The 20,041-nt window shown below is 69.3% G+C and carries 16 protein-coding genes and 1 pseudogene; 9 read left to right on the plus strand and 8 right to left on the minus strand.

From position 1 onward, the window contains the following. Positions 1 to 107 precede the first annotated feature (107 nt). Both DFJ65_RS07100 and DFJ65_RS07105 read right to left on the minus strand, forming a co-directional pair. Complete coding sequence (locus DFJ65_RS07100; RefSeq protein WP_115922429.1) at positions 108 to 1,904, minus strand: ABC transporter ATP-binding protein; 1,797 nt, start codon at positions 1,902 to 1,904, stop codon at positions 108 to 110. Continuing rightward, complete coding sequence (locus DFJ65_RS07105; protein WP_147301347.1) at positions 1,901 to 3,730, minus strand: ATP-binding cassette domain-containing protein; 1,830 nt, start codon at positions 3,728 to 3,730, stop codon at positions 1,901 to 1,903. The genes DFJ65_RS07100 and DFJ65_RS07105 overlap by 4 nt, the downstream gene beginning before the upstream one ends. A gap of 73 nt (positions 3,731 to 3,803) precedes the next feature. Between DFJ65_RS07105 and DFJ65_RS07110 the strand changes: the two genes are divergently transcribed. Further along, positions 3,804 to 4,100, plus strand: coding sequence for a hypothetical protein (locus DFJ65_RS07110; RefSeq protein WP_115922431.1), 297 nt, complete (start codon positions 3,804 to 3,806; stop codon positions 4,098 to 4,100). Positions 4,101 to 4,153: 53 nt separating this feature from the next. Here DFJ65_RS07110 and DFJ65_RS07115 read toward each other — a convergent pair whose 3' ends face one another. Together DFJ65_RS07115 and DFJ65_RS07120 are read right to left on the minus strand one after the other, a co-directional pair. Then, positions 4,154 to 6,025 (minus strand): Na+/H+ antiporter, encoded by a 1,872-nt coding sequence (locus DFJ65_RS07115; protein ID WP_115922432.1) that lies wholly within the window; start codon positions 6,023 to 6,025, stop codon positions 4,154 to 4,156. Positions 6,026 to 6,049: 24 nt separating this feature from the next. After that, positions 6,050 to 7,690, minus strand: coding sequence for a DUF885 domain-containing protein (locus DFJ65_RS07120; protein ID WP_425452966.1), 1,641 nt, complete (start codon positions 7,688 to 7,690; stop codon positions 6,050 to 6,052). Between the two features lie 109 nt (positions 7,691 to 7,799). Between DFJ65_RS07120 and DFJ65_RS18030 the strand changes: the two are divergent. Then, positions 7,800 to 8,969 (plus strand): annotated as a pseudogene (locus DFJ65_RS18030) (MFS transporter). 103 nt (positions 8,970 to 9,072) lie between these two features. On the opposite strand, the gene DFJ65_RS07135 reads toward DFJ65_RS18030, so the two are convergent. Both DFJ65_RS07135 and DFJ65_RS07140 read right to left on the minus strand, forming a co-directional pair. Continuing rightward, positions 9,073 to 9,339, minus strand: a complete 267-nt coding sequence (locus tag DFJ65_RS07135) for an acyl-CoA carboxylase epsilon subunit (protein WP_211308383.1) — start codon at positions 9,337 to 9,339, stop codon at positions 9,073 to 9,075. Next, positions 9,336 to 10,991 carry an acyl-CoA carboxylase subunit beta gene (locus tag DFJ65_RS07140; protein WP_115922434.1) on the minus strand — a complete coding sequence of 552 codons (1,656 nt, stop codon included), beginning with the start codon at positions 10,989 to 10,991 and terminating at the stop codon, positions 9,336 to 9,338. Before DFJ65_RS07140 ends, DFJ65_RS07135 begins: the two co-directional genes overlap by 4 nt. Before the next feature lie 25 nt (positions 10,992 to 11,016). On the opposite strand from DFJ65_RS07140, the gene DFJ65_RS07145 reads away from it, so the two are divergent. Genes DFJ65_RS07145 through DFJ65_RS07160 form a run of 4 tightly spaced genes read left to right on the plus strand, consistent with a single transcriptional unit; the run spans position 11,017 to position 15,369 of the window. Next, positions 11,017 to 12,897, plus strand: a complete 1,881-nt coding sequence (locus DFJ65_RS07145; protein ID WP_170144023.1) for a biotin--[acetyl-CoA-carboxylase] ligase — start codon at positions 11,017 to 11,019, stop codon at positions 12,895 to 12,897. Continuing rightward, positions 12,894 to 13,670 carry an enoyl-CoA hydratase/isomerase family protein gene (locus DFJ65_RS07150; RefSeq protein WP_115922436.1) on the plus strand — a complete coding sequence of 259 codons (777 nt, stop codon included), beginning with the start codon at positions 12,894 to 12,896 and terminating at the stop codon, positions 13,668 to 13,670. Before DFJ65_RS07145 ends, DFJ65_RS07150 begins: the two co-directional genes overlap by 4 nt. A gap of 40 nt (positions 13,671 to 13,710) precedes the next feature. Then, on the plus strand, positions 13,711 to 14,385 hold the full coding sequence (locus tag DFJ65_RS07155; RefSeq protein WP_115922437.1) for a response regulator transcription factor: 675 nt from the start codon (positions 13,711 to 13,713) through the stop codon (positions 14,383 to 14,385). 6 nt (positions 14,386 to 14,391) lie between these two features. After that, positions 14,392 to 15,369 (plus strand): sensor histidine kinase, encoded by a 978-nt coding sequence (locus DFJ65_RS07160; RefSeq protein WP_245950078.1) that lies wholly within the window; start codon positions 14,392 to 14,394, stop codon positions 15,367 to 15,369. A 31-nt stretch (positions 15,370 to 15,400) separates the two neighbouring features. Here DFJ65_RS07160 and DFJ65_RS07165 read toward each other — a convergent pair whose 3' ends face one another. Beyond that, complete coding sequence (locus DFJ65_RS07165; RefSeq protein ID WP_245950080.1) at positions 15,401 to 15,898, minus strand: GtrA family protein; 498 nt, start codon at positions 15,896 to 15,898, stop codon at positions 15,401 to 15,403. Between the two features lie 12 nt (positions 15,899 to 15,910). Here DFJ65_RS07165 and DFJ65_RS07170 point away from each other — a divergent pair, with 12 nt between their 5' ends. Beyond that, the gene (locus tag DFJ65_RS07170; RefSeq protein ID WP_115922438.1) at positions 15,911 to 17,137 is read left to right on the plus strand and encodes a 5-(carboxyamino)imidazole ribonucleotide synthase; all 1,227 of its coding nucleotides are present in this window, start codon (positions 15,911 to 15,913) and stop codon (positions 17,135 to 17,137) included. Then, on the plus strand, positions 17,134 to 17,664 hold the full coding sequence (gene purE, locus DFJ65_RS07175; protein WP_115922439.1) for a 5-(carboxyamino)imidazole ribonucleotide mutase: 531 nt from the start codon (positions 17,134 to 17,136) through the stop codon (positions 17,662 to 17,664). Before DFJ65_RS07170 ends, purE begins: the two co-directional genes overlap by 4 nt. A gap of 25 nt (positions 17,665 to 17,689) precedes the next feature. Here purE and DFJ65_RS07180 read toward each other — a convergent pair whose 3' ends face one another. Next, the gene (locus tag DFJ65_RS07180) at positions 17,690 to 18,889 is read right to left on the minus strand and encodes a nucleotide sugar dehydrogenase (RefSeq protein WP_115924166.1); all 1,200 of its coding nucleotides are present in this window, start codon (positions 18,887 to 18,889) and stop codon (positions 17,690 to 17,692) included. Between the two features lie 122 nt (positions 18,890 to 19,011). Here DFJ65_RS07180 and DFJ65_RS07185 point away from each other — a divergent pair, with 122 nt between their 5' ends. Next, positions 19,012 to 20,019 (plus strand): LLM class F420-dependent oxidoreductase, encoded by a 1,008-nt coding sequence (locus tag DFJ65_RS07185; RefSeq protein ID WP_115922440.1) that lies wholly within the window; start codon positions 19,012 to 19,014, stop codon positions 20,017 to 20,019. Positions 20,020 to 20,041 lie beyond the last annotated feature (22 nt).

The raw sequence follows: 20,041 nt of genomic DNA on the forward strand, positions 1-20,041 counted from the left end.
CGTCCGGAGCGGCGGGATGTGCGAGGTCGTCTCAGGATCCACCCGCTGCTCGAACCGACCGACCCTCGTGCTGGGTATGGCCGACCACCCCTGACCCGACGTGGCTGTCAGTGATAGCCGGCAGCCTGCAGGGAGTACAGATGGGCGTAGGTGCCGTCGGCGGCCATGAGTTCGTCGTGGGTGCCGATCTCGGCGACCGCGCCGTCGGCCATCACGACCACCAGGTCGGCGGCCGAGACGGTCGAGAACCGGTGGGTGACCAGCACCGTGATACCGCCGTTGTCCCGGGTGCGGCGGGCGGCGTCGGCGTAGCCGTCGAAGAGCGCGTGTTCGGTGGCCGGATCGAGCGCGGAGGTGGGTTCGTCGAGCACCTGCAGCAGCGGGCGCCCGCGCATCATGCCGCGCGCGATCGCGAGACGCTGCCACTGGCCGCCGGAGAGCCCGACGCCTCCCCACTCCGGGCCGAGTTGGGTATCGAGTCCGTCGGGCAGCGCGCGCAGGACGTCGGTGGCCGCCGCTCGCGCCAGCGCCGCCAGCACGACGGCGTCGGTGGGTTCGGTCTGCAGGTCGCCGATGCCGATGGCGTCTCGCGCGGTGAACTCGAACCGGGCGTGGTCCTGGAATGCGCCGGAGCTCGCCGCACGCCACTGGGCAAGATCGAGCGTGGTGAGCGGTCGCCCGTCGATCTCGATCGACCCGGCGTCGAGGTCGTACATGCCGGTCAGCACGTTGACCAGGGTCGACTTGCCGGCGCCGTTCTCGCCGACCACGGCAATGGTCGCGCCCGCGGGCAGGTCGATCGAAAGCCCTTGAAACGTGGCCTTTTTCGCTCCGGGGTAGGTGAACGTGACGTCGCGCAGGCTGATGCCGCGCTCGATCCGGGACGGCGCGGCGCCGCTTCCGGTGTGCCGTGCGACCGACTGCTCGCCGTAGCGCTCGAGCCAGAGCACACGGCGTCCGACGCGGATCATCCGTGCGGCGAGGTTGGTGGTCCAGAGCATCGACTCTGAGGAGTCGCGCAGGTCACCGAGCACGACGACGGCGGCGACGAGCGTGCCGACACCGAGCCGGCCGCGCAGCGCATCGTCGACCATCCACCACAGGATCGCTCCGCCTGCGCCGAGGTAGACGAGGCTGATCAGACTGTTGAGCGCGCTGCCGCGGGCCGACGCGCGCACGTACGGCGCCCGCCAGGCGCGCACCGCGCGATCGGCACGCTCGGCGATGCGTGCGCGTGCACCCATCACGCGCAGCTCGGACGCCGGGCCGGCGCTGGTGAGCACCTTCATCAGGTGCTCCGAAAGCCTTCCGGACGACGCGGATTCGGCCTCCGCGGCCGACTCCCAGGACGCCGTCCGTTGGGCTGCGAGAGCCGCCGGCACGGCGACCAGCACCAGCAGCAACAAGCGCGGATCGATCAGGAAGGCGACCACGAAGGTGACCACGGCACCCGACAGGTTGTTGAGCGTGTTGACCAGCGACTGGAAGGCCATGCCCATCGCGCCCTGGCGTTCGGTGAGGGTCTGCAGCCGATCCTGGTAGGCGGGGTCGACCAGGTGGTCCATCGTCGGTGTCAGGCCGCTGCGGCGTCCGATGCATTGGTCGAACGCGAACCCGACCCGGTCGTTGACGTGCATGCGCTCGTGCACGCCGATCAACATCAACAGGAAGATCAGGCCCTGCGAGCAGGCCAGGCCGGCGGCGCCACCGACGAGCAACCCGAGGCGGTGTTCGATGACACCGGTCACGACGAACCCGACGAACAGTGGATTCAGCGACTGCAGCACTCGACTGACCACCTCGAGCAGGCTGATCAAGAAGGCGAGGCGTCCGCTGCGCCAGCTCGAGGAGACGACGAGCCAGACGGACGGGCGCACCCCGGGTTCGGCGACGGTCGCGCTCATTGGGACATCACCTCGTCGTGCTCGCCGCTCTGGTCACCGTCCGGCTCATCGGTCGAGCCGCTCGCCGCGAACCGACTCGCCTGCAGCCGGAACATTGCGGCGTATTCGCCTCCCGCACTGAGCAACTCGTCGTGCGAGCTGTCCTCCTCGACACCGTTCGGGCCGAGCACGACGATGCGGTCGGCGTGCCGCACGCTGGAGAGCCGGTGGCTGACCAGGATCGTCGTCATGCCGCGGGTGCTCTCCAGGAAGCGCTCGAAAATCTCGGCCTCGACCCGCACGTCGAGCGCGGCCGTGGGCTCGTCGAGCACCAGCACTCCGGCGCCGGCCGCGACCGCGGCGAACGCCCGGGCGAGCGCCACTCGCTGCCACTGGCCCCCGGACAGATCGGTGCCGCCGTCGTAACCGGGGTCGAGGGGAGTGTCGAGCGAACCCACGCGGTCATGGACGTCGGACGCGGCGGCGGCCCGGAGGGCCGCGTAGGCGTCGTCGTCGCTGGCGTCGGGCACCCCGAGCAGCACGTTCTCGCGCAGCGACAGGTGATAGCGCACGAAGTCCTGGAAGATCACGGCCACGCGACGACGCGCGGCGTCATCGGCGAACGGGTCACGTCCGTCGACCCGCAGCGTGCCACTGCTCGACGGGTAGAGGCCGGCCAGCAGCTTGATGAGCGTCGACTTCCCGACGCCGTTCACCCCGACGACGGCGACCGACTGGCCTGCCGGAATGTGCAGCGAAAGGTGTTGGAAGACGGGCGTTTCCCGACCGGGGTAGGCGAAACTCACATCATCGACGCAGATCTCGGCGGCTCGCCCCGAGTCGGTCGGCGGCCCGGCGATGGCAACGGGCGGCGAAGCGACCTGGGACTCGAGGTCGTGCACGGCCTCGGCGAACAGGCGCGCCCGTGTCGCCTGTGACGAGGTGTCGCCGAGCGGCCCGAAGGCCGACATCGCACCGACGGCCTGCAATGCCGCGACGAGCACGGCCGTCGACACCGTGCCCTGCCATGCGTCGAAGACCAGCCGGCCGACGGCCGCGCCCGTGCCGACGACCATCACCACGGACGTCGCCAGGGCCGGCCGCAGCGCCTTGTTGCGGCGGTTCTCGATGCCGAGTTGGGCTGCCCGCCAGATGGTCTCGTGCCACCGCAGCAGGTGATCGGTGAGTGCGAACAGGCGCACCTCCTTGCCGACCGACTTCTCCAGGAGCAGACGTTGCAGGTAGTGCGCCCGGCGCCCTTGATGGGAGGCGTTGTCGAGCAGGTCGCGCTGCAACTGCGTGAGGTACGCGGTGAAGGCCCGACCCGAGACCCACTGGAGCAGCAGGAGCACGGCGGCGGCGAGCCACGACCAGCGTCCGAGGATCAGCAGTGCGGCAATTCCGGTGGTGCGCAGGTAGATCGAGCGCCATGCCTCGCCGATGCAGGTGAGTCCGAACTGGCCGCGAACGTCGCCGAGCGCCCCGGCAAGTCGTCCGGAGGCCTCGGCGTCCTCGAGGTGAGCGATGCCGTGCGGGGCGTTCGCCACGGCGGCGAGGCGAGCGTGTTGGCCGCGGGTGACCGCTGCCTGGTGCGCTTCGCCCACCCAGGCGAGCACATTGACCGCGACGGGCTGGACGAGCATCGCGGCCACGGTTGCGACGAGCCAGCCGTGGACGTCGCTGTGGTCGCCGCCGAGCGCGGCGACCAGGCGGGCGCTCGCCCACATCGTGACGTACGTCGACACCCCGATGACGACCACGAGGATCCAGCCGAACACCGTCGCCGCGGCGGAGGCCCGCCACATCGATCTCCAGAAGATGCGTTCGCGACGCCAGACGTTTCCCACGGCGAGCACAATAGGACGGGCTCTACTTCGATCACCACGCCTGTCACCTCAGTGGGTGAGACGCGTCCATCGGGTGACAGATCCTGCGCTGGCCAAGGCACTCGCCGCACCACGCGGCGGCAGCTACCTCGCGCCGTTCTTCGAGCGTCCGTGTTCGGCGCAGGAAGCGGTCGACTGTCTCGACGAGCCGATGTCGAAGGTGCACCACTGGGTCAAGCGATGGCTCACACTCGGTGCTCTGGAAATCGTTGAGCGCCAGCCCCGCGCCGGGCGCGCGATCACCCGATACCGAACGGTCGCAGACGAGTTCGTCGTACCGGTGGTGAGGGGCGAAGGCCGAGCATCGACGGGTTGGCCGAGCACCTCGTGATGCTGGGCACCACACCAGCCGCGCCGAGAAACTGAGCGTCTCGACGCTCCGAACTACCCCAGCACCTCGTCCACGGCACACCACCGCCAGGCTTCGCCCGGCTCGAACGAACGCATCACCGGGTGCGCGGCGGCGGCCTGGTGTTTGCTCATGTGCTTGCCCTCGGAGGAGTCGCAGCAGCCGACGTAGCCGCAGGTGAGGCACAGCCGCAGGTGCACGGGGGTGAGCCCTTCCCGGGTGCAGTCGGCGCAGCCCTCGTCGTGGTTGAGCGGTTCGACATAACTGGGTGCGGCCCGCAGGTGTTCGCAGTCGAACTGACGGCTCTCCGGCGTGAGCAGCAGGCTGTCGCGCACCGCCTCGTTGCGTTCGCTCGTCCGCGCGATCATCGACTCCTCGATGTCGAGGCTCTCCAGGATCTGTGACATCACCTCGTGGTCGATGACACCTTTGTCCCGCAGTTTCAGCACCTTGGTGCGTTCGGCCTCGAGCATCGACTCGCGCAACCGGCGGTACTGCTCGGCGGGCGTGACCTCGTCCGTGTGGTTGTTGCCGAGGCGCTCCCAAGCCATGTTCGTGCGCCGTTCGCCCTGGGCGCGCAGTGCTGCGACCACACCTTCGGGCACGTCCTCTTGCGCTGCGATCTGGTCGAGCCGGTTGTTGCCGGCCGCCACCGCCATCTGCAGCATCTGCGCGTACTGCAGGGCGTCCTCGCGCGGGTCGGGGCCGTGCAGGTCGAGAGCACGTGCCACCTTGCCGAGCGTAAAGCCCTGCAGCACAAGGGTGCCCACCGTGACGACGAGCGCGGTGAAGACGAGCACACCGCGTTCGGGAGCGTCGAGGGGGAGCAGCGACGCAGCGGCCAAGGTGACCACGCCGCGCATGCCCGCCCAGGAAGCCACCGCGCTCTCGCGCAACGACAGGCTCTGCTGCGATCGACGGATGCGGCCGATCCAGGCCCACGCCAGCAACCACAACGGGCGCACGAGCATGACGGTGGCGAGCACAGCCAGCGCCACCAGGAGACTGCGACCGAGCCCCAGCGGGGAGTCGCGCATCTCGTCCAGGATGGTGCGGGCCTGCAGGCCGATCAGCAGGAAGACGAGGTTCTCCAGGATGAACTGGATCGTCGCCCAGTTCATCCGCTCGGCCACCCGCGACGACGCCGTCTGGTCGGTGGGCGCCGTGTGCGCGAGCAGCACGCCCGCGACGACCGTGGCGACCACACCGGAGGAGTGCACGAGCTCGGCCGGGATGTAGGCGACCCACGGCGCCATGAAGGAGATCGCGACGTTGGCGAGTGTGTCGGTGAGGCGCCGGCGCATCAGCCGGATCAGTTTGTAGGTGACGAAACCGATCAGCACGCCACCGACGGCCGAGCGGAGGAACGAGACGAGCACGTCGAGGCCGGTCACCTCGTGGGTGGCAGCCTCGATCGACAGGCTCACGATCACCAGCGCCGTCGCATCGTTGAACAGCGACTCGCCCTCGAGGATCGACACGATGCGCCGGGGCAGTCCGATGCGTCGAGCGACGGCTGTGGCGGCCACGGCGTCCGGCGGCGCGACCACTCCACCGAGTGCCAGCGCGATCGCGAAGGGCACCGCGGCGATGAGCCCCCAGGTGACCAGTCCGACAGCGAATGCCGTTGCCAGCACGAGGAACACGGACAGCCCGATGATCTGCCGGCGCTCACGGCCGAGGTCGATGAGCGAGGTGTTGATCGCGGCGGCGTAGAGCAACGGTGGCAGGAAGCCGAGCAGCACCACGTGCGGCTCGACATGAACGTCGGGCATCGCCGGAACGAACGACGCCGCCGCGCCGATGGCGGTGAGCACCAGCGGTGCGGACAGGTTCAGCCTTCGGCAACCGGCCGTCACCGCGACGACGACGGCGACCAGGGCTAACGCAGCTTCGGCGAACTCCACCGCGTCAGTATGCCGCTCGCCGGCTCAGCCGAGCACCGCCCCCCGCAGGGTGTCGAGTCCGACGCTGCCGATGTCGAGCGCGCGGCGGTGGAACGCCTTGAGGTCGAACGCGTCGCCCTCGCGCTGGGCAACCTCCTCGCGCAACTGCATCCACAGGCGCTCGCCGACCTTGTACGCGGGTGCCTGGCCCGGCCAGCCGAGGTAGCGGTCGAGTTCGAACCGCAGGAAGCCCTCGTCCATGTCGCAGTGGTTGTTCAAGAAGGCCCACGCCTTGTCGTAGGTCCAGTCGCCACCGCCCACCTCGGCCGGTGCCTCGAAACCGCAGTGCACACCGATGTCGAGCACCACGCGGGCGGCGCGCAGCGACTGACCGTCGAGCATGCCCATCCGGTTGCCGGGGTCGTCGAGATAACCGAGTTCGTCCATCAGCCGCTCGGCGTAGAGCGCCCAGCCCTCGCCGTGACCGGAGGTCCAGGCGTCCATCCGGCGCCACTTGTTGAGCAGTTCGCGGCGGAACATCGTCTGCGCCACCTGGAGGTGATGGCCGGGCACACCCTCGTGGTAGACCGTCGTGAGCTCACGCCAGGTGCCGAACTCGGTGACACCCTTCGGCACCGACCACCACATGCGTCCGGGACGGCTGAAGTCGTCGGACGGCCCGGTGTAGTAGATGCCGCCCGACTGGGTCGGCGCGATCATGCACTCGATGGTGCGGACGGGTTCCGGCACGTCGAAGTGGGCACCGTCGAGTTCGCGGATCGCCTCGTCGGCCTTCTCCTGCATCCACCGCTGCAGCGCGTCGGTGCCGTGCAACTGGTACTTCGGGTCGGCGTCGAGTGCGGCGGTCGCCTCCTTGACGCTCGCGCCCGGCTTGATCTGTTCGGCCACCCGTTGCATGTCGGCGGTGATCCGCGCCAGCTCCTCCTGGCCCCAGGCGTACGTCTCCTCGAGGTCGATCGCAGCGCCGAGGAACTCCCGGCTGAACAGCGGGTAGCGGTCGCGGCCGCAGCCGTCCTGCTCCGGTGCGTGCGGCAGCACCTCCTCGCGCAGGCGTCGGCCGGCGTCGGCGTAAGCCTGTGCCGCAGTGGCGATCTGGTCGGCGATCGCGGGGTGCTGTGCGGCGTACGTCGTGAAGTAGCCGTCGTCGGCGGTGTGGTCCTCGGTCTGCTTGATGCAGGCCTCGACCTGGCGGCGTGCCGCCACGTCGCCGCGGGAGACACCTTCGGCGAGCGACTCGAACCACTGGTCGAGCGCCTTCGGCATCGCCGCCATCCGGCGTCCGATGATGGCGACCTGTTCGTCGGTGTCGGTGGGCATCAGGTCGAAGATGTCGCGCACCTCCTGCAGAGGCGAGGCGATGACGTTGAGCGACGAGGTGCGAATGCCGGCCTCGTGCGCCTCCACCTCGAGCCCGAGCCGCTCGCGCAGCGCCGACACGGTGACCCGGTCGACGTCGTCGACAGGTTGCACCGAGTCGAGCTCGGCGAGGGTGTTGCGGGCGAGGTCGGCCTTGGCCGCCCAACCGGCGGGGGAGAAGTCGTCGAGCCGATCGTCGGCTCCCGGAACGCCCAGGTAGGTGGCGCTGATCGGGCTGAGGGCGACGGACGCGTCGTGGTGGGCGTCGGCGATCCGGTCGATGTCGGTGTATTCGCGGTTCGAAGTCACGATCTCGAACCTAGCCCGTCGACGGCCCCACCTTCCAGGCAGATTCGGACCCGGCTCGGGCGGTCGTGACCACGGCGCGGTCCATAGACTCGCGCGGGTGAGACGACTCGTGGCGCCCGGGCTGCTCGCCGCCCTGTTGTTGGCCACCTTCGTCATCCGCGGCCCGATCACCAGCGTGCCGCCGGCCCTCGCGCTCGTGCGCGACGACCTGTCGCTGAGTGCCACCGCCGCCGGCCTGGTCACCACGTTGCCGGTGGTCTGCTTCGGTGTGTTCGCTTGTGTCACACCGTTGCTCGCGGCACGTGTCGGCATCGAATGCACGCTCGGCGTCGCGCTCGCGGCGATCTGCGTGGGGCTCGCGGTGCGCTTGGTGCACGCCGCCGAACCGTTCTTCGCCGGCACCCTGCTCATCGGCCTCGGAATCGCGATGGCCAACGTGGTGATCCCCGCGATCGCCCGCGCCCACTTCGCCCGGTCACTGTCGAAGGTGATGGGCCGCTACACGGTGATGATCCAGGTCAGCGGCGCGACCGGCGCTTTCCTCACCCGGCCGCTGGTCGACGGTGCCGGGTGGTCGTGAACCTGGGCGATCGGCATCTGGCTCGTGCCGGCGGTGCTGGTGCTCGTCGTATGGGTGCTCGCCGCGCGCGGCGCGGCACCCGACCGCGCGCAGCCGCGTCCGGCCGTCACCCGGATGCGGACGGTGCTGAACCGGCCGATCACCTGGGGGATCGTGCTGGTGATGGGCCTGCAATCGCTGGTCTTCTTCTCACTGGTCAACTGGCTGCCGACGCTGTTGCACGGTCAGGGGTGGAGCACCGGAGCGGCCGGCACCGCGCTCGGCATCTTCAGCCTGCTCGGCATGCCGGGTTCGTTGCTCGGTGGGCTGATCCTCGGTTCCCACCGGCGCACCACAATCGTCATGGCGCTCACCGCCGGCTTCGCGCTCGGCCTGGTTCTGCTGGTCTGCGGCACGATCGCCGCCGGCATCGGGGTGCTGCTGTGCGGCCTGTGCCAGGGGCCGGCTCTCGCGGTTGCGCTCTCGGCCATCGCGGGCCAGGTCGAACCGGCCGACGTGCCCGCCACCTCGGCGATCGGTCAGGGCGTCGGCTACCTGCTCGCCGCGTGCGGTCCGGTCGCGATCGGTGCGTTGTGCGGCGCCCGCGGCGACTTCCTGTTCGCGATGGGCGCGCTCGTCGGGGTGATGCTGGTCTGGGGGACGGCGACCACGCTCGTCGGACGGGCGCAGGCCGACGCGAAGCTCGCCCCCACCGGCTGACCGAGCACGCCCGAACCGCCCGGAAAACCCCGCAAACGCAGCGTTTGCGGGGAGGCGGTCTGCGGAGGGGCGGGCGAAGAGGGATGTGCGGGCGGACGGAGGGTCAGCGGGGGAGGCTCATCACGAACCTCGCGTTCGGCAGTCCGCTGCTGCGCCAGCCGACCCGCGCGCGTCCGGCCCAGTCGGACCGGCGCTGCGGGGCCTCCGCGCCACCGCCGGCGGCCGACAGCACGGCGACGACGGCCGCCACCTCCTCGGCGGTGACACTCTGCGTCACGAACCGGATCGACGACGCGACCGCAGCAGCGGACTGCTGCGCGGACTCCGCATTCGACTCCGCACTCGACTCCGCACTCGACGCGGCGCTCACAGCGGGATGTTCCCGTGCTTCTTCGGCGGCAGGCTCTCGCGCTTGGTGCGCAACGCCCGCAACGCCCGGATCACCTGTACACGCGTCTCGGACGGCGCGATGACCGCGTCGACGTACCCGCGCTCGGCCGCGATGTAGGGGTTGGCGAGGGTGTCCTCGTACTCCTGGATCAGCTCCTGGCGACGCTGCTCGACGGCTGCGGTGTCGTTGTCGGTCTCGGCAGCGACGGCGGCAATCTGCTTGCGGTACAGGATGTTTGCCGCGCCCTGAGCGCCCATCACGGCGATCTGCGCGGTCGGCCAGGCGAGGTTGATGTCGGCGCCGAGGTGCTTGGAGCCCATGACGTCGTAGGCGCCGCCGTAGGCCTTGCGGGTGATGACGGTGACCAGCGGGACGGTCGCCTCGGCGTACGCGTACAGCAACTTCGCGCCGCGGCGGATGATGCCGCCCCACTCCTGGTCGGTGCCGGGCAGGAAGCCGGGCACGTCGACGAAGGTGAGGATCGGGATGTTGAACGCGTCGCAGGTGCGCACGAACCGCGCCGCCTTCTCCGAGGCGTTGATGTCGAGGGTGCCGGCCAACTGCATCGGCTGGTTGGCGACGACACCGACCGTCTGGCCGTCGACGCGCCCGAAACCGCACACGATGTTGGGTGCGAACAACTCCTGCACCTGCACGAATTCGGCGTCGTCACAGACGTGTTCGATGACCGTGACGATGTCGTAGGGCATGTTCGCGGAGTCGGGCACGATCGTGTCGAGTTCCTGGTCGGCCTCGTTGACCACCAGGTCGGCCTCGTCGACGCCCTCGAAGCTCTCGCCCGGGTCGAGGTTGTTCGGCGGCAGGTAGCTCAGCAGCGACTTCACGTATGCGATCGCGTCGTCCTCGTCGCTGCCCATGTAGTGGGCGACACCGCTGCGGCTGTTGTGGGTGCGGGCACCGCCGAGTTCCTCGAAGCCGACGTCTTCGCCGGTGACCGTCTTGATGACGTCGGGGCCGGTGATGAACATGTGCGAGGTCTGGTCGACCATCACCGTGAAGTCTGTGATCGCGGGGGAGTAGACGGCGCCGCCGGCGCACGGACCCATGATCAGCGAGATCTGGGGGATGACACCCGAGGCGCGCACGTTGCGGCGGAAGATCTCGGCGTAGAGACCGAGGGCGACGACGCCCTCCTGGATGCGGGCGCCACCGGAGTCGTTGATGCCGATCACGGGGCAGCCGATCTTCATCGCGAGGTCCATGACCTTGACGATCTTCTCGCCGAAGACCTCACCCAGTGATCCACCGAACACGGTGAAGTCCTGGCTGAACACGCAGACCGTGCGGCCGTCGACCGTGCCGTAACCGCTCACCACACCGTCGCCGTACGGACGGTGCTTCTGCTGGCCGAACGCGGTGGAGCGGTGCCGCGCGAGCGCGTCGAGCTCGACGAACGATCCCTCGTCGAGCAGCGCCTCGATGCGTTCGCGAGCGGTCTTCTTGCCCTTGGCGTGCTGCTTCTCGACCGCCTTCGCACTGCCGGCGTGCACCGCTTCGTCGATGCGCTGCTGCAGGTCAGCGAGCCGTCCTGCGGTGGTGTGGATGTCGATTGCGGGAGCGTCGCCGGACCCTGCCTCGGCTGCTGAAGTGTGACCTGCCTTACCCGTCATGGGAACAGACAATAGCCTTGACCGTATGGCACCTGTCCTGGAGTCCGAGCGGCTTCGGCAACGCCTGCCCTCCGGGCCCTGGTCCGACCTGCAAGTGCTCGACCGTGTCGAGTCGACGAACGCGGTCCTGTCCGCCGACCCGCGTCCGTGGCGGGTGGTGATCGCCAACTTCCAGACGGCCGGCCGCGGACGTCTCGACCGGCAGTGGCAGGCGCCCGAAGGCACGAGCATCGCGTTGTCGGCGTCGATGCCGTTGCCGGCCGACACCGCGCGCTGGGGGTGGGTGCCGCTGCTGGTCGGTGTGGCCGTGCGGCGCGCACTGCGCCGACTCACCCAGCTCGACGTCGGGCTCAAATGGCCGAACGACGTGCTGATCTGCACGGCCTCGGGATCGTGGCGCAAGGTGGGCGGCATTCTGTGTGAGGCGGTCGCCGGGGCCACCCCGATGGTGGTGATCGGGATCGGCCTGAACGTGTGGCAGAAGGAGCAGGAGCTACCGTCCGACGCGGCGACGTCGCTGTTCCTCAACGGGGTCTGTGTCGACCGGGAGACCCTCATCGTTCAGATTCTGAACGAGCTGGTCGAGGTCGAAAATGCTTGGCACACAACGGTCCTCGACAACGAGTACCGCAACTCCTGCGTGACGGTCGGACAGTTCGTGAAGGTCAGTAGCGCGCAGGCCGGCGACGTCAACGGTGTAGCTGTCGACATCGACGAGTTGGGGCGTCTCGTGCTCGACCAGGACGGCGAACGGGTGCCGCACAGCGTCGGTGACATCGTGCACGTGCGCCCGGCGCCGCCGTCCGACGGGCTACCCGGGCAGGTGCCGTCGCGGGCACGGCCCGCCGACCGTGCCCGCTTCGTCGACCAGATCGAGGAGCAGTTGCTCGGCAGCCCGCGCACGCTGCGCCGGGCCGAGGTCAGCGCGCTGGCCGGTGTCGACGAGACCTTCTCGCGCAACCTGTGGCGTGCGCTCGGGTTCGCCAACGCCCGCGACGACGACGTGGTGTTCAACCAGCAGGACGTCGAAGCGGTCAAGGCCATGGTGGCGATGGTGCGCAGCGGCCTGCTCACCGAACAGACCGCCATCGGTATCGCTCGGGCGGTCGGTCGCAGCACCGACCGGATGGCGATGTGGTTGCTGCAACTGATCAGCGACATGATGCTGGCCGACGAGGGCTTCGAGGTCGACACCACCCGCGCCGGTGACGTCGCCGAACGCATGGTGCAGGTCAGCGAGGAAGTCGTGCCGCTGGTCGAGTACGTCACCCGCCGCAATATCGCCAACTCGATCGCGCGCATGGTGGCCGACGCCGAACCCGATTCGCACGTCGGTGTGGTGCGCACTGTGGGCTTCGCCGACCTGGTCAACTTCACCCGCCGCGTCCGCTCGATGAGCGAGCGTGATCTCGCGCTGCTGGTCATCCGCTTCGAGAGCTTGGTGTCGGACGTCGTGGCGCTCGCAGGCGGCGCGATCGTCAAGACGGTCGGCGACGAGGTGCTGTTCACCCACCGCACCGTCGCCGGCGCCACCCAGATCGCCTTCGACCTCGTCGAGGCCGTCGAACGCGACCCGCTGCTGCAACGCATCCGGGTCGGGATGGCCACCGGACGCGTGCTCGCCCGTCAGGGTGACGTCTACGGCAACACGGTGAACCGGGCCAGCAGGTTGACTGGCCACGCCGCTCCCGGAGAGGTGCTGGTCGACGGTGACACGGCCGAGGTGCTGCGCCGCATCGAGGGCATCGACGTGTTCGACGTCGGCCCCGTCACGCTCGCCGGTGTCGGCGACGTGCGAGCCGCCGCGGTGAGTCGCACCGGCAGCCACACCCACACCCACGCCGACCCGCAGTCGGCCGACGACGAGTCACCGACTTCAGCCACCCAGGAGGAACCGACCTCATGATCACCGTCCGACGGGAGGGCGAGGGACACGTCGCCGAAATCGTGCTCGACCGGCCGGAGGCGATGAACGCGATCTCCACCGCGATGGCGCAGGAACTCGGTGACGCCACCCGGGAGCTCGCGGCCGACCCGCAGGTGCGGTGCGTGGTCGTCACCAGTTCGCACGAGAAGGCGTTCTGTGTCGGGGCCGACCTGAAGGAACGCAACGGGTTCTCCGACGCCGACCTCATCGCTCAGCGCCCGATCGCCCGCGCCGCATACACCGGTGTGCTCGACCTGCCGATGCCGACGATCGCCGCGGTCGACGGGTTCGCGCTCGGTGGCGGGTCGGAGATCGCGTTGTCGTGCGACATCATCGTGGCGGGCGAGTCGGCCACCCTCGGTCTGCCCGAGGTGTCGGTCGGGGTGATCCCCGGAGGCGGCGGCACCCAGTTGCTGCAGCGCCGCATCGGATGGGGCAAGGCCGCTCGCGCGATCTTCTCGGCGCAGAAGTTCACCGCAGCGCGGGCCGCCGAACTCGGTTTCGTCGAGGAACTCGTGCCCGCCGGCCAGGCCCGCGACCGCGCACTCGAACTCGCCGAGCAGATCGCCGAGAACTCCCCGATCGGGCTGCGCAACGCGAAGAAGGCGATGCGCCTCGGCGCCGACGCCGACCTGCACGCCGGTCTGGAGATCGAGGATGCGTGCTGGCGGGCCACTGCGTTCTCGCCCGACCGGGCCGAGGGCGTGCGCGCGTTCGCCGAGAAGCGCGCGCCGCGCTGGCCCGGGGCCTGAGCCGGTGCCCGCGTCGGTGCCGACGGATACGATCCCCTCCATGACTCGAGTCCTCCTCGCCGAAGACGACGCCGCGATCTCCGAGCCGTTGGCGCGCGCTCTACGCAGGGAGGGCTACGACGTCGACATCCGCGAAGACGGCCGCTCGGCCCTCGAAGGCGGCCGCGAGACGCCCGATCTGCTGATCCTCGACCTCGGCCTGCCCACGATGGACGGGCTCGAGGTGTGTCGCACCCTGCGCTCGGAGGGTTACACCGTGCCGGTGCTGATCCTCACCGCCCGGGCCGACGAGGTCGACACGGTCGTCGGGCTCGATGCGGGCGCCGATGACTACGTCACCAAGCCGTTCCGGCTGGCCGAGTTGCTCGCCAGAGCCCGGGCGTTGCTGCGACGCTCGCCGCCCGACCTGGTCAGCGCGCCGCTGGTGCGCATCGACCCCGAGGCCCGCCGGGCCTTCTTCGGTGCGGAGGAGCTGCAGCTCACCGCCAAGGAGTTCGACCTGCTGCGGGTGCTCGTGCGCGAGCAGGGCAAGGTCGTCGCCCGGGAGCAACTGATGCGCGAGGTGTGGGACACCGCGTGGTTCGGGTCGACCAAAACCCTCGACATGCACGTGTCGGTGCTGCGCCGCAAACTCGGCGACGACGCGTCCGACCCCCGGTTCATCACCACGGTTCGCGGCGTCGGGTTCCGGTTCGAGGCGCCGGACGAGGGCTGAAAACCCTTGCAGCAGAAGCTGGTTCGCCAAGCCACCGCAACGGTGCTGATCGCGCTGTCGATCGTGGCGGTGCCCGGCATGCTGTTCGCCGCCGGGTGGTGGCGCCGGCTCGGAATCGCCGGTCTGTGCATCGCGGCCGTGGCGGTCGGTTACTGGTTCGCGCGTCGCACCGCCCGGGAGATCTCCGAGCCCGTGCAGCAGTTGGCCGCACAGGCCGAACTCGTCGGTGACGGTTCAGCGGTCTTCCGGCCGCTGCGCACCGACATCGACGAGATCAACCGCATCTCCCAGGTCTTCGAGCGACGCACCGGCGAGCTCACCCGGTCGCTCGCCTCCGAGCGGGAGTTCGCCTCCGACGCCAGTCACCAGTTGCGCACCCCGCTCACCGCGCTGCTGATGCGGCTGGAGGAGATCTCGATGTCGCACGATCTCAGCGCGGCGCACGAAGAGGCAAAGGTCGGCATCGCGCAGGTCGAGCGGCTCAACGGCGTCGTCGACGAACTGCTGCAGCGGGCCCGACGCACCCCGACCGCGTCGATGTCGGCGATCTCGCTCGACTCCGTGATCGCGGCGCTGCAACGGGAGTTCCAGCCGGCCTTCGCCGACGCACGGCGCTCGGTGCTGGTCAGCGGCGAGCGTGGCCTCTGGGTGGTGATCACCCGAAGTTCCCTGTCGCAGATCCTGTCGACCTTGTTCGAGAACGCCCTGCGGCACGGCTCGGGCACCGTCGAGGTGCGCGCCCGGCGCAGCGGCCCGTCGGTGGTGGTCGAGGTCAGCGACCGCGGCGAGGGAGTCGACCCGGCGATCGCGCCCAAGGTGTTCGACCGCTCTGTGTCGACCGGCGGCACCGGTCTCGGGCTGGGGCTGGCGCGTGACCTCGCCGACGCTGCCGGCGGACGGCTGGAGTTGCGCAGCGCACGGCCGGCGGTGTTCGCGTTGTTCCTGTCGGCGGGCGAGCCACCGGCAACGGGTCAGCACCCCTGAGGGCTGACAGCGCGGTTGAACCCGGCGCGGGTCAGTCGACCGACGCCGACCGGTGCTCGACCACGACCAGGTCGGACGGGTCGCGCCCTTCCTCGTCGAGTTCGCTGGCGAACACGAACCGGCGGTAGGTCCAGAACCGGAACAGCGTGCCGAGACCGATGCCGATGAACGCGTTCACGTTCAGCCAGAACGCACCGTCGAGGTGCAGCACATAGTGGGTGAAGGCGATCCAGAGCGCCGAGATGCCGAGGGCGATGCCGTTGACCGCGAAGAAGAGCGCCACCTCGTGGTGCACCGGACGGTTGCGGCGGTGACGGAAGGTCCAGAACCGGTTTCCGATCCACGCGACCGCGGTCGCAACGGCGCCGCTGACGATCTTGGCGGTGGTGATCTTGGAGTCCATCGGACCGGTCACCAGCAGGTTGAACAAGCCCATGTCGACCACGAAGCTGATCGCCCCGACGATTCCGAACTTCGCGACCTCACGCCACAGGCGCTGCACGATCGTCTCGGAATGGGTGGTCTGCACATGGAGAGGGTAATGGGTCGACATGGGTACCTCGCTATCGTGGGCGCCGTGAATTCCGATCCGCTTCCGCAGCGCACCCCGGGTGGTTTTCCGATCGTCGGTGTGGTCGGGGGTGGGCAATTGGCCAGGATGTGCGCACCGTACGCGGTGAATCTGGGACTCACCCTCAGCGTCCTTGCCGAATCCTCGGACGCATCGGCCGCCCTGGTCGTTCCGCACGCGCCGGTCGGCGCACACACCGACCTCGAAGCCGTCCGCGAGTTCGCGTCCCACTGCGATGTGGTCACCTTCGACCACGAACACGTGCCCCAGGAGATCCTGCAGGCGCTGGTGGCCGATGGTGTCGAGGTGCACCCGAAGCCCGAGGCGCTGGTGCACGCCCAGGACAAACTCGTGATGCGGCGCCGCCTCACCGACCTCGGGGTGCCGTGCCCGGCGTGGGCCGCCGTCCGGTCGGCGGGGGAGGTCGAGGCGTTCGCCGGGCAGCACGGGTGGCCGGTGGTGCTCAAGACGCCGCGCGGCGGCTACGACGGCAAGGGCGTTCTGCTCGCGCGGTCGCTCGCCGATGCCGCGCCCTGGCTCGACCGCCTGGGCGACGGTGAGGAACTGCTCATCGAGCAGGCCGTGAACTTCGAACGGGAACTCTCCGTGCTGCTGGCCCGCAGCCCCTCGGGCCAGGCCTCGGTGTGGCCGGTGGTGCACACCGTGCAGACCGACGGCATCTGCACCGAGGTCATCGCTCCCGCCGCCGGGCTCGACGACGACCTGGCGGTGCGGCTCGCGGGTGACGCGTTGACGATCGCCCGCGAACTCGACGTCACCGGGGTCATGGCCGTGGAGGTCTTCGAGATCCGCGGCGCCGACGGCCGCCCCGACTACGTCGTCAACGAACTGGCGATGCGCCCGCACAACAGCGGTCACTGGACGATGGACGGCGCGGTGACCAGCCAGTTCGAGCAGCACCTGCGTGCGGTGCTCGACCTTCCGCTCGGCGACACGCGTGCTCGCAGCCGGTGGACGGTGATGGGCAACGTGCTCGGCGGTGACTACCCCGAGCTGTACCCGGCGTACCGGCACCTGATGGCGCGCGACCCGGGGCTCAAGGTGCACATGTACGGCAAAGGTGTGCGTCCGGGCCGCAAGATCGGCCACGTCAACGTCTACGGCGACGACCTCGACGCCTTGCGCGAACGGGCGCAACACGCCGCCGACTACCTGCAAGGAGTGGTGACCGAATGAACGAACCCGGCAAGCCCGTCGTGGGCATCGTGATGGGCAGCGACTCCGACTGGCCGGTGATGCAGGCCGCGGCGGAAGCCCTCGGCAGCTTCGGCATCGCGCACGAGGTAGACGTCGTCTCCGCGCACCGGATGCCGACCGAGATGATCGACTACGGGCGTGGCGCCGCAGGCCGCGGGCTGCAGGTGATCATCGCCGGCGCCGGGGGAGCAGCGCACCTGCCCGGCATGCTCGCGTCGGTCACCGCGTTGCCGGTCATCGGGGTGCCGGTGCCACTGAAGTATCTCGACGGGATGGACTCCCTGCTGTCGATCGTGCAGATGCCCGCCGGTGTGCCGGTGGCCACCGTGTCGGTGGGTGGCGCCCGCAACGCCGGCTTGCTCGCGGCACGCATCCTGGCCACGTCCGACCCGAAGCTGCGCGAACGGATGGAGCGCTTCCAGCAGAAGCTGAAGGCCGAGGCCACCGAGAAGGGACGCCGCCTGCGCGCCCAGATCGGCGGCGACGCCGGCCCCGACCGCGACTAGCAGCGTCTGCGGGGAGGCGGGTGAATCAGGAGTCGATGCCGAAGATGTCGCGGGTGTAGACCTTGTCCTTGACGTCGTCGAGCTCGGGCACCAGCCGGTTGGCGACGATGAGGTCGACGGACGCCTTGAAGGTGTCGAGGTCGCGCTCGACCCGGGAGCCGAAGAAGGTGTCGTCGACGAGTTCGGGTTCGTAGACGATCACCGGAATTCCCTTGGCCTTCAACCGTTTCATGATTCCCTGCACGCTGCTGGAACGGAAGTTGTCCGATCCGGCCTTCATGATCAGTCGGTGGATGCCGACGGTCTTGGGTGCACGGGACACGATGTCGGTCGCGACGAAGTCCTTGCGGGTGCGGTTGGCGTCGACGATCGCGGTGATGAGGGTCTGCGGCACGTCCTGGTAGTTGGCCAGCAACTGCTTGGTGTCCTTCGGCAGGCAGTAGCCGCCGTACCCGAACGAGGGGTTGTTGTAGTGGCGCCCGATGCGCGGGTCGAGCCCGACACCCTCGATGATCTGGCGGGTGTTGAGGCCGTGGGTCAGCGCGTAGGAGTCGAGTTCGTTGAAGAACGCGACCCGCATCGCCAGGAAGGTGTTGGCGAACAGTTTGATCGCCTCGGCCTCGGTCGGGTCGGTCAACAGCACCTCGACGTCGGGTTCGAGACTCGCCTCGACCAGCAGGTCGGCGAACCGGCGACCGCGGTCACTGTTCTCCCCGACGACGATGCGCGAGGGGTGCAGGTTGTCGTGCAGCGCCTTGCCCTCACGCAGGAACTCCGGTGAGAACAACAGGTTCTCGGTGCCGAGGCGCTCGCGGGCGTCGAGCACGTAACCGACCGGGATCGTCGACTTCACGACCATCACCGCGTCGGGGGCGATGCGGGTGACGTCGCGGATGACACCGTCGACCGAGGACGTGTCGAAGTAGTTGGTGTGCGGGTCGTAGTCGGTCGGGGTCGCGATCACCACGAACTCCGCACCCCGGTACGCGTCGTCCTTGTCGGTGGTGAACCTCAGGTCGAGCGTGCTCCCGGCGAGCATCTGCTCCAACTCGTCGTCGACGATCGGGCTGCGCCCTTGCCGCAACCCGGCCACCCGGGCCTCGTCGATGTCGAAGTTGACCACCGGGTGACGCTGGGCGAGCAGCGCCGCGATCGACAGACCGACGTAGCCGGTGCCGACGACGGCGATGTGTGCGGGCCGATCGGCCGACGATGTCTCTGACATGGCCGACACCGTACCCACCACGGGGCCCTCGGCACCGACGATCGGTACTGGACGGGTGATGAACCTCCGGTGTCCGGTGCCTAGAGTTGGGTCGGCCAATCGTCCCGATCGAAGGAAACCCGATGCGCTTCGGCATGTTCATCCCGCAGGGCTGGCGACTCGACCTCGTCGGTATCGAGACGCAGCAGCACTGGCAGGTGATGTCCGATCTCGCCCGTCGCCTCGACGCGAACCCGACCTGGGAGTCGGCGTGGGTGTACGACCACTTCCACACCACCCCGAAGGCACTGCCGGAGGCGACCCACGAGGCGTGGACGCTCATGTCGGCCTTCGCCGCAGTGACCGATCGGGTGCGGCTGGGGCAGATGTGCACCTGCATGAGCTACCGCGAACCCACCTACCTGGCCAAGGTCGCAGCGACCATCGACGCGATCAGCGGCGGACGCGTCGAGATGGGCATCGGTGGCGGCTGGTACGAGCACGAGTGGCGTGCCTACGGCTACGGGTTCCCGTCGGCCGGTGACCGGCTCGGCCGGCTGCGCGAGGGCGTGGAGATCTTCCGCCAGATGTGGACCACCGGCTCCGCGACGCTCGACGGAAAGCACTACCAGGTCGACGGCGCGCTCTGCTTCCCGCAGCCGGTGCAGACCACCAGCGCGGCCAACCGCATCCCGATCTGGGTCGCCGGCGGCGGCGAGAAGGTGACGCTGAAGATCGCCGCGCAGTACGCCGACTACACCAACTTCGACGGCACCCTCGAGGGCTTCCGGCACAAGTCGCAGGTGCTGCAGGACCACTGCACCGCGATCGGTCGCGACTTCGCGCAGATCACCCGGTCGGCCAACTACAACGTCGTCATCGGCGCCACCGACAAGGAGGTCGCCGACCGCCTCGCGTTCGTCGAAGACCTCCAGATCAAGGGCGGGCTGCCCGCCGAGCAGGCCGCCGCGATGCGCGAGAACCTCGCGACCCAGCCCGCCGTCGGCACACCCGACAAGATCGTGGCGACCCTGAAGGAGTTGCGGGACGCGGGCATGAGCTACGCGATCACCTACTTCGCCGAGGCCGCACACGACACGTCGGGCATCGAGTTGTTCGAGCGCGAGGTCGCGCCGGCGCTCGCCGACTGACGCCCACCAGACCCGGAGCCGC

The organism is Calidifontibacter indicus (assembly GCF_003386865.1).
GTDB classification, from domain to species: Bacteria; Actinomycetota; Actinomycetes; order Actinomycetales; family Dermatophilaceae; genus Yimella; species Yimella indica.

Excerpts from the sequence above, each read along its gene's own strand:
- DFJ65_RS07170 (WP_115922438.1), top strand. The coding sequence starts at position 15,911 with ATGGGTCGACATGGGTACCTCGCTATCGTGGGCGCCGTGAATTCCGAT.
- DFJ65_RS07145 (WP_170144023.1), top strand. The coding sequence starts at position 11,017 with ATGGCACCTGTCCTGGAGTCCGAGCGGCTTCGGCAACGCCTGCCCTCC.
- DFJ65_RS07100 (WP_115922429.1), bottom strand. The coding sequence starts at position 1,904 with ATGAGCGCGACCGTCGCCGAACCCGGGGTGCGCCCGTCCGTCTGGCTC.
- DFJ65_RS07140 (WP_115922434.1), bottom strand. The coding sequence starts at position 10,991 with ATGACGGGTAAGGCAGGTCACACTTCAGCAGCCGAGGCAGGGTCCGGC.
- DFJ65_RS07150 (WP_115922436.1), top strand. The coding sequence starts at position 12,894 with ATGATCACCGTCCGACGGGAGGGCGAGGGACACGTCGCCGAAATCGTG.
- purE (WP_115922439.1), top strand. The coding sequence starts at position 17,134 with ATGAACGAACCCGGCAAGCCCGTCGTGGGCATCGTGATGGGCAGCGAC.
- DFJ65_RS07180 (WP_115924166.1), bottom strand. The coding sequence starts at position 18,889 with ATGTCAGAGACATCGTCGGCCGATCGGCCCGCACACATCGCCGTCGTC.
- DFJ65_RS07155 (WP_115922437.1), top strand. The coding sequence starts at position 13,711 with ATGACTCGAGTCCTCCTCGCCGAAGACGACGCCGCGATCTCCGAGCCG.
- DFJ65_RS07185 (WP_115922440.1), top strand. The coding sequence starts at position 19,012 with ATGCGCTTCGGCATGTTCATCCCGCAGGGCTGGCGACTCGACCTCGTC.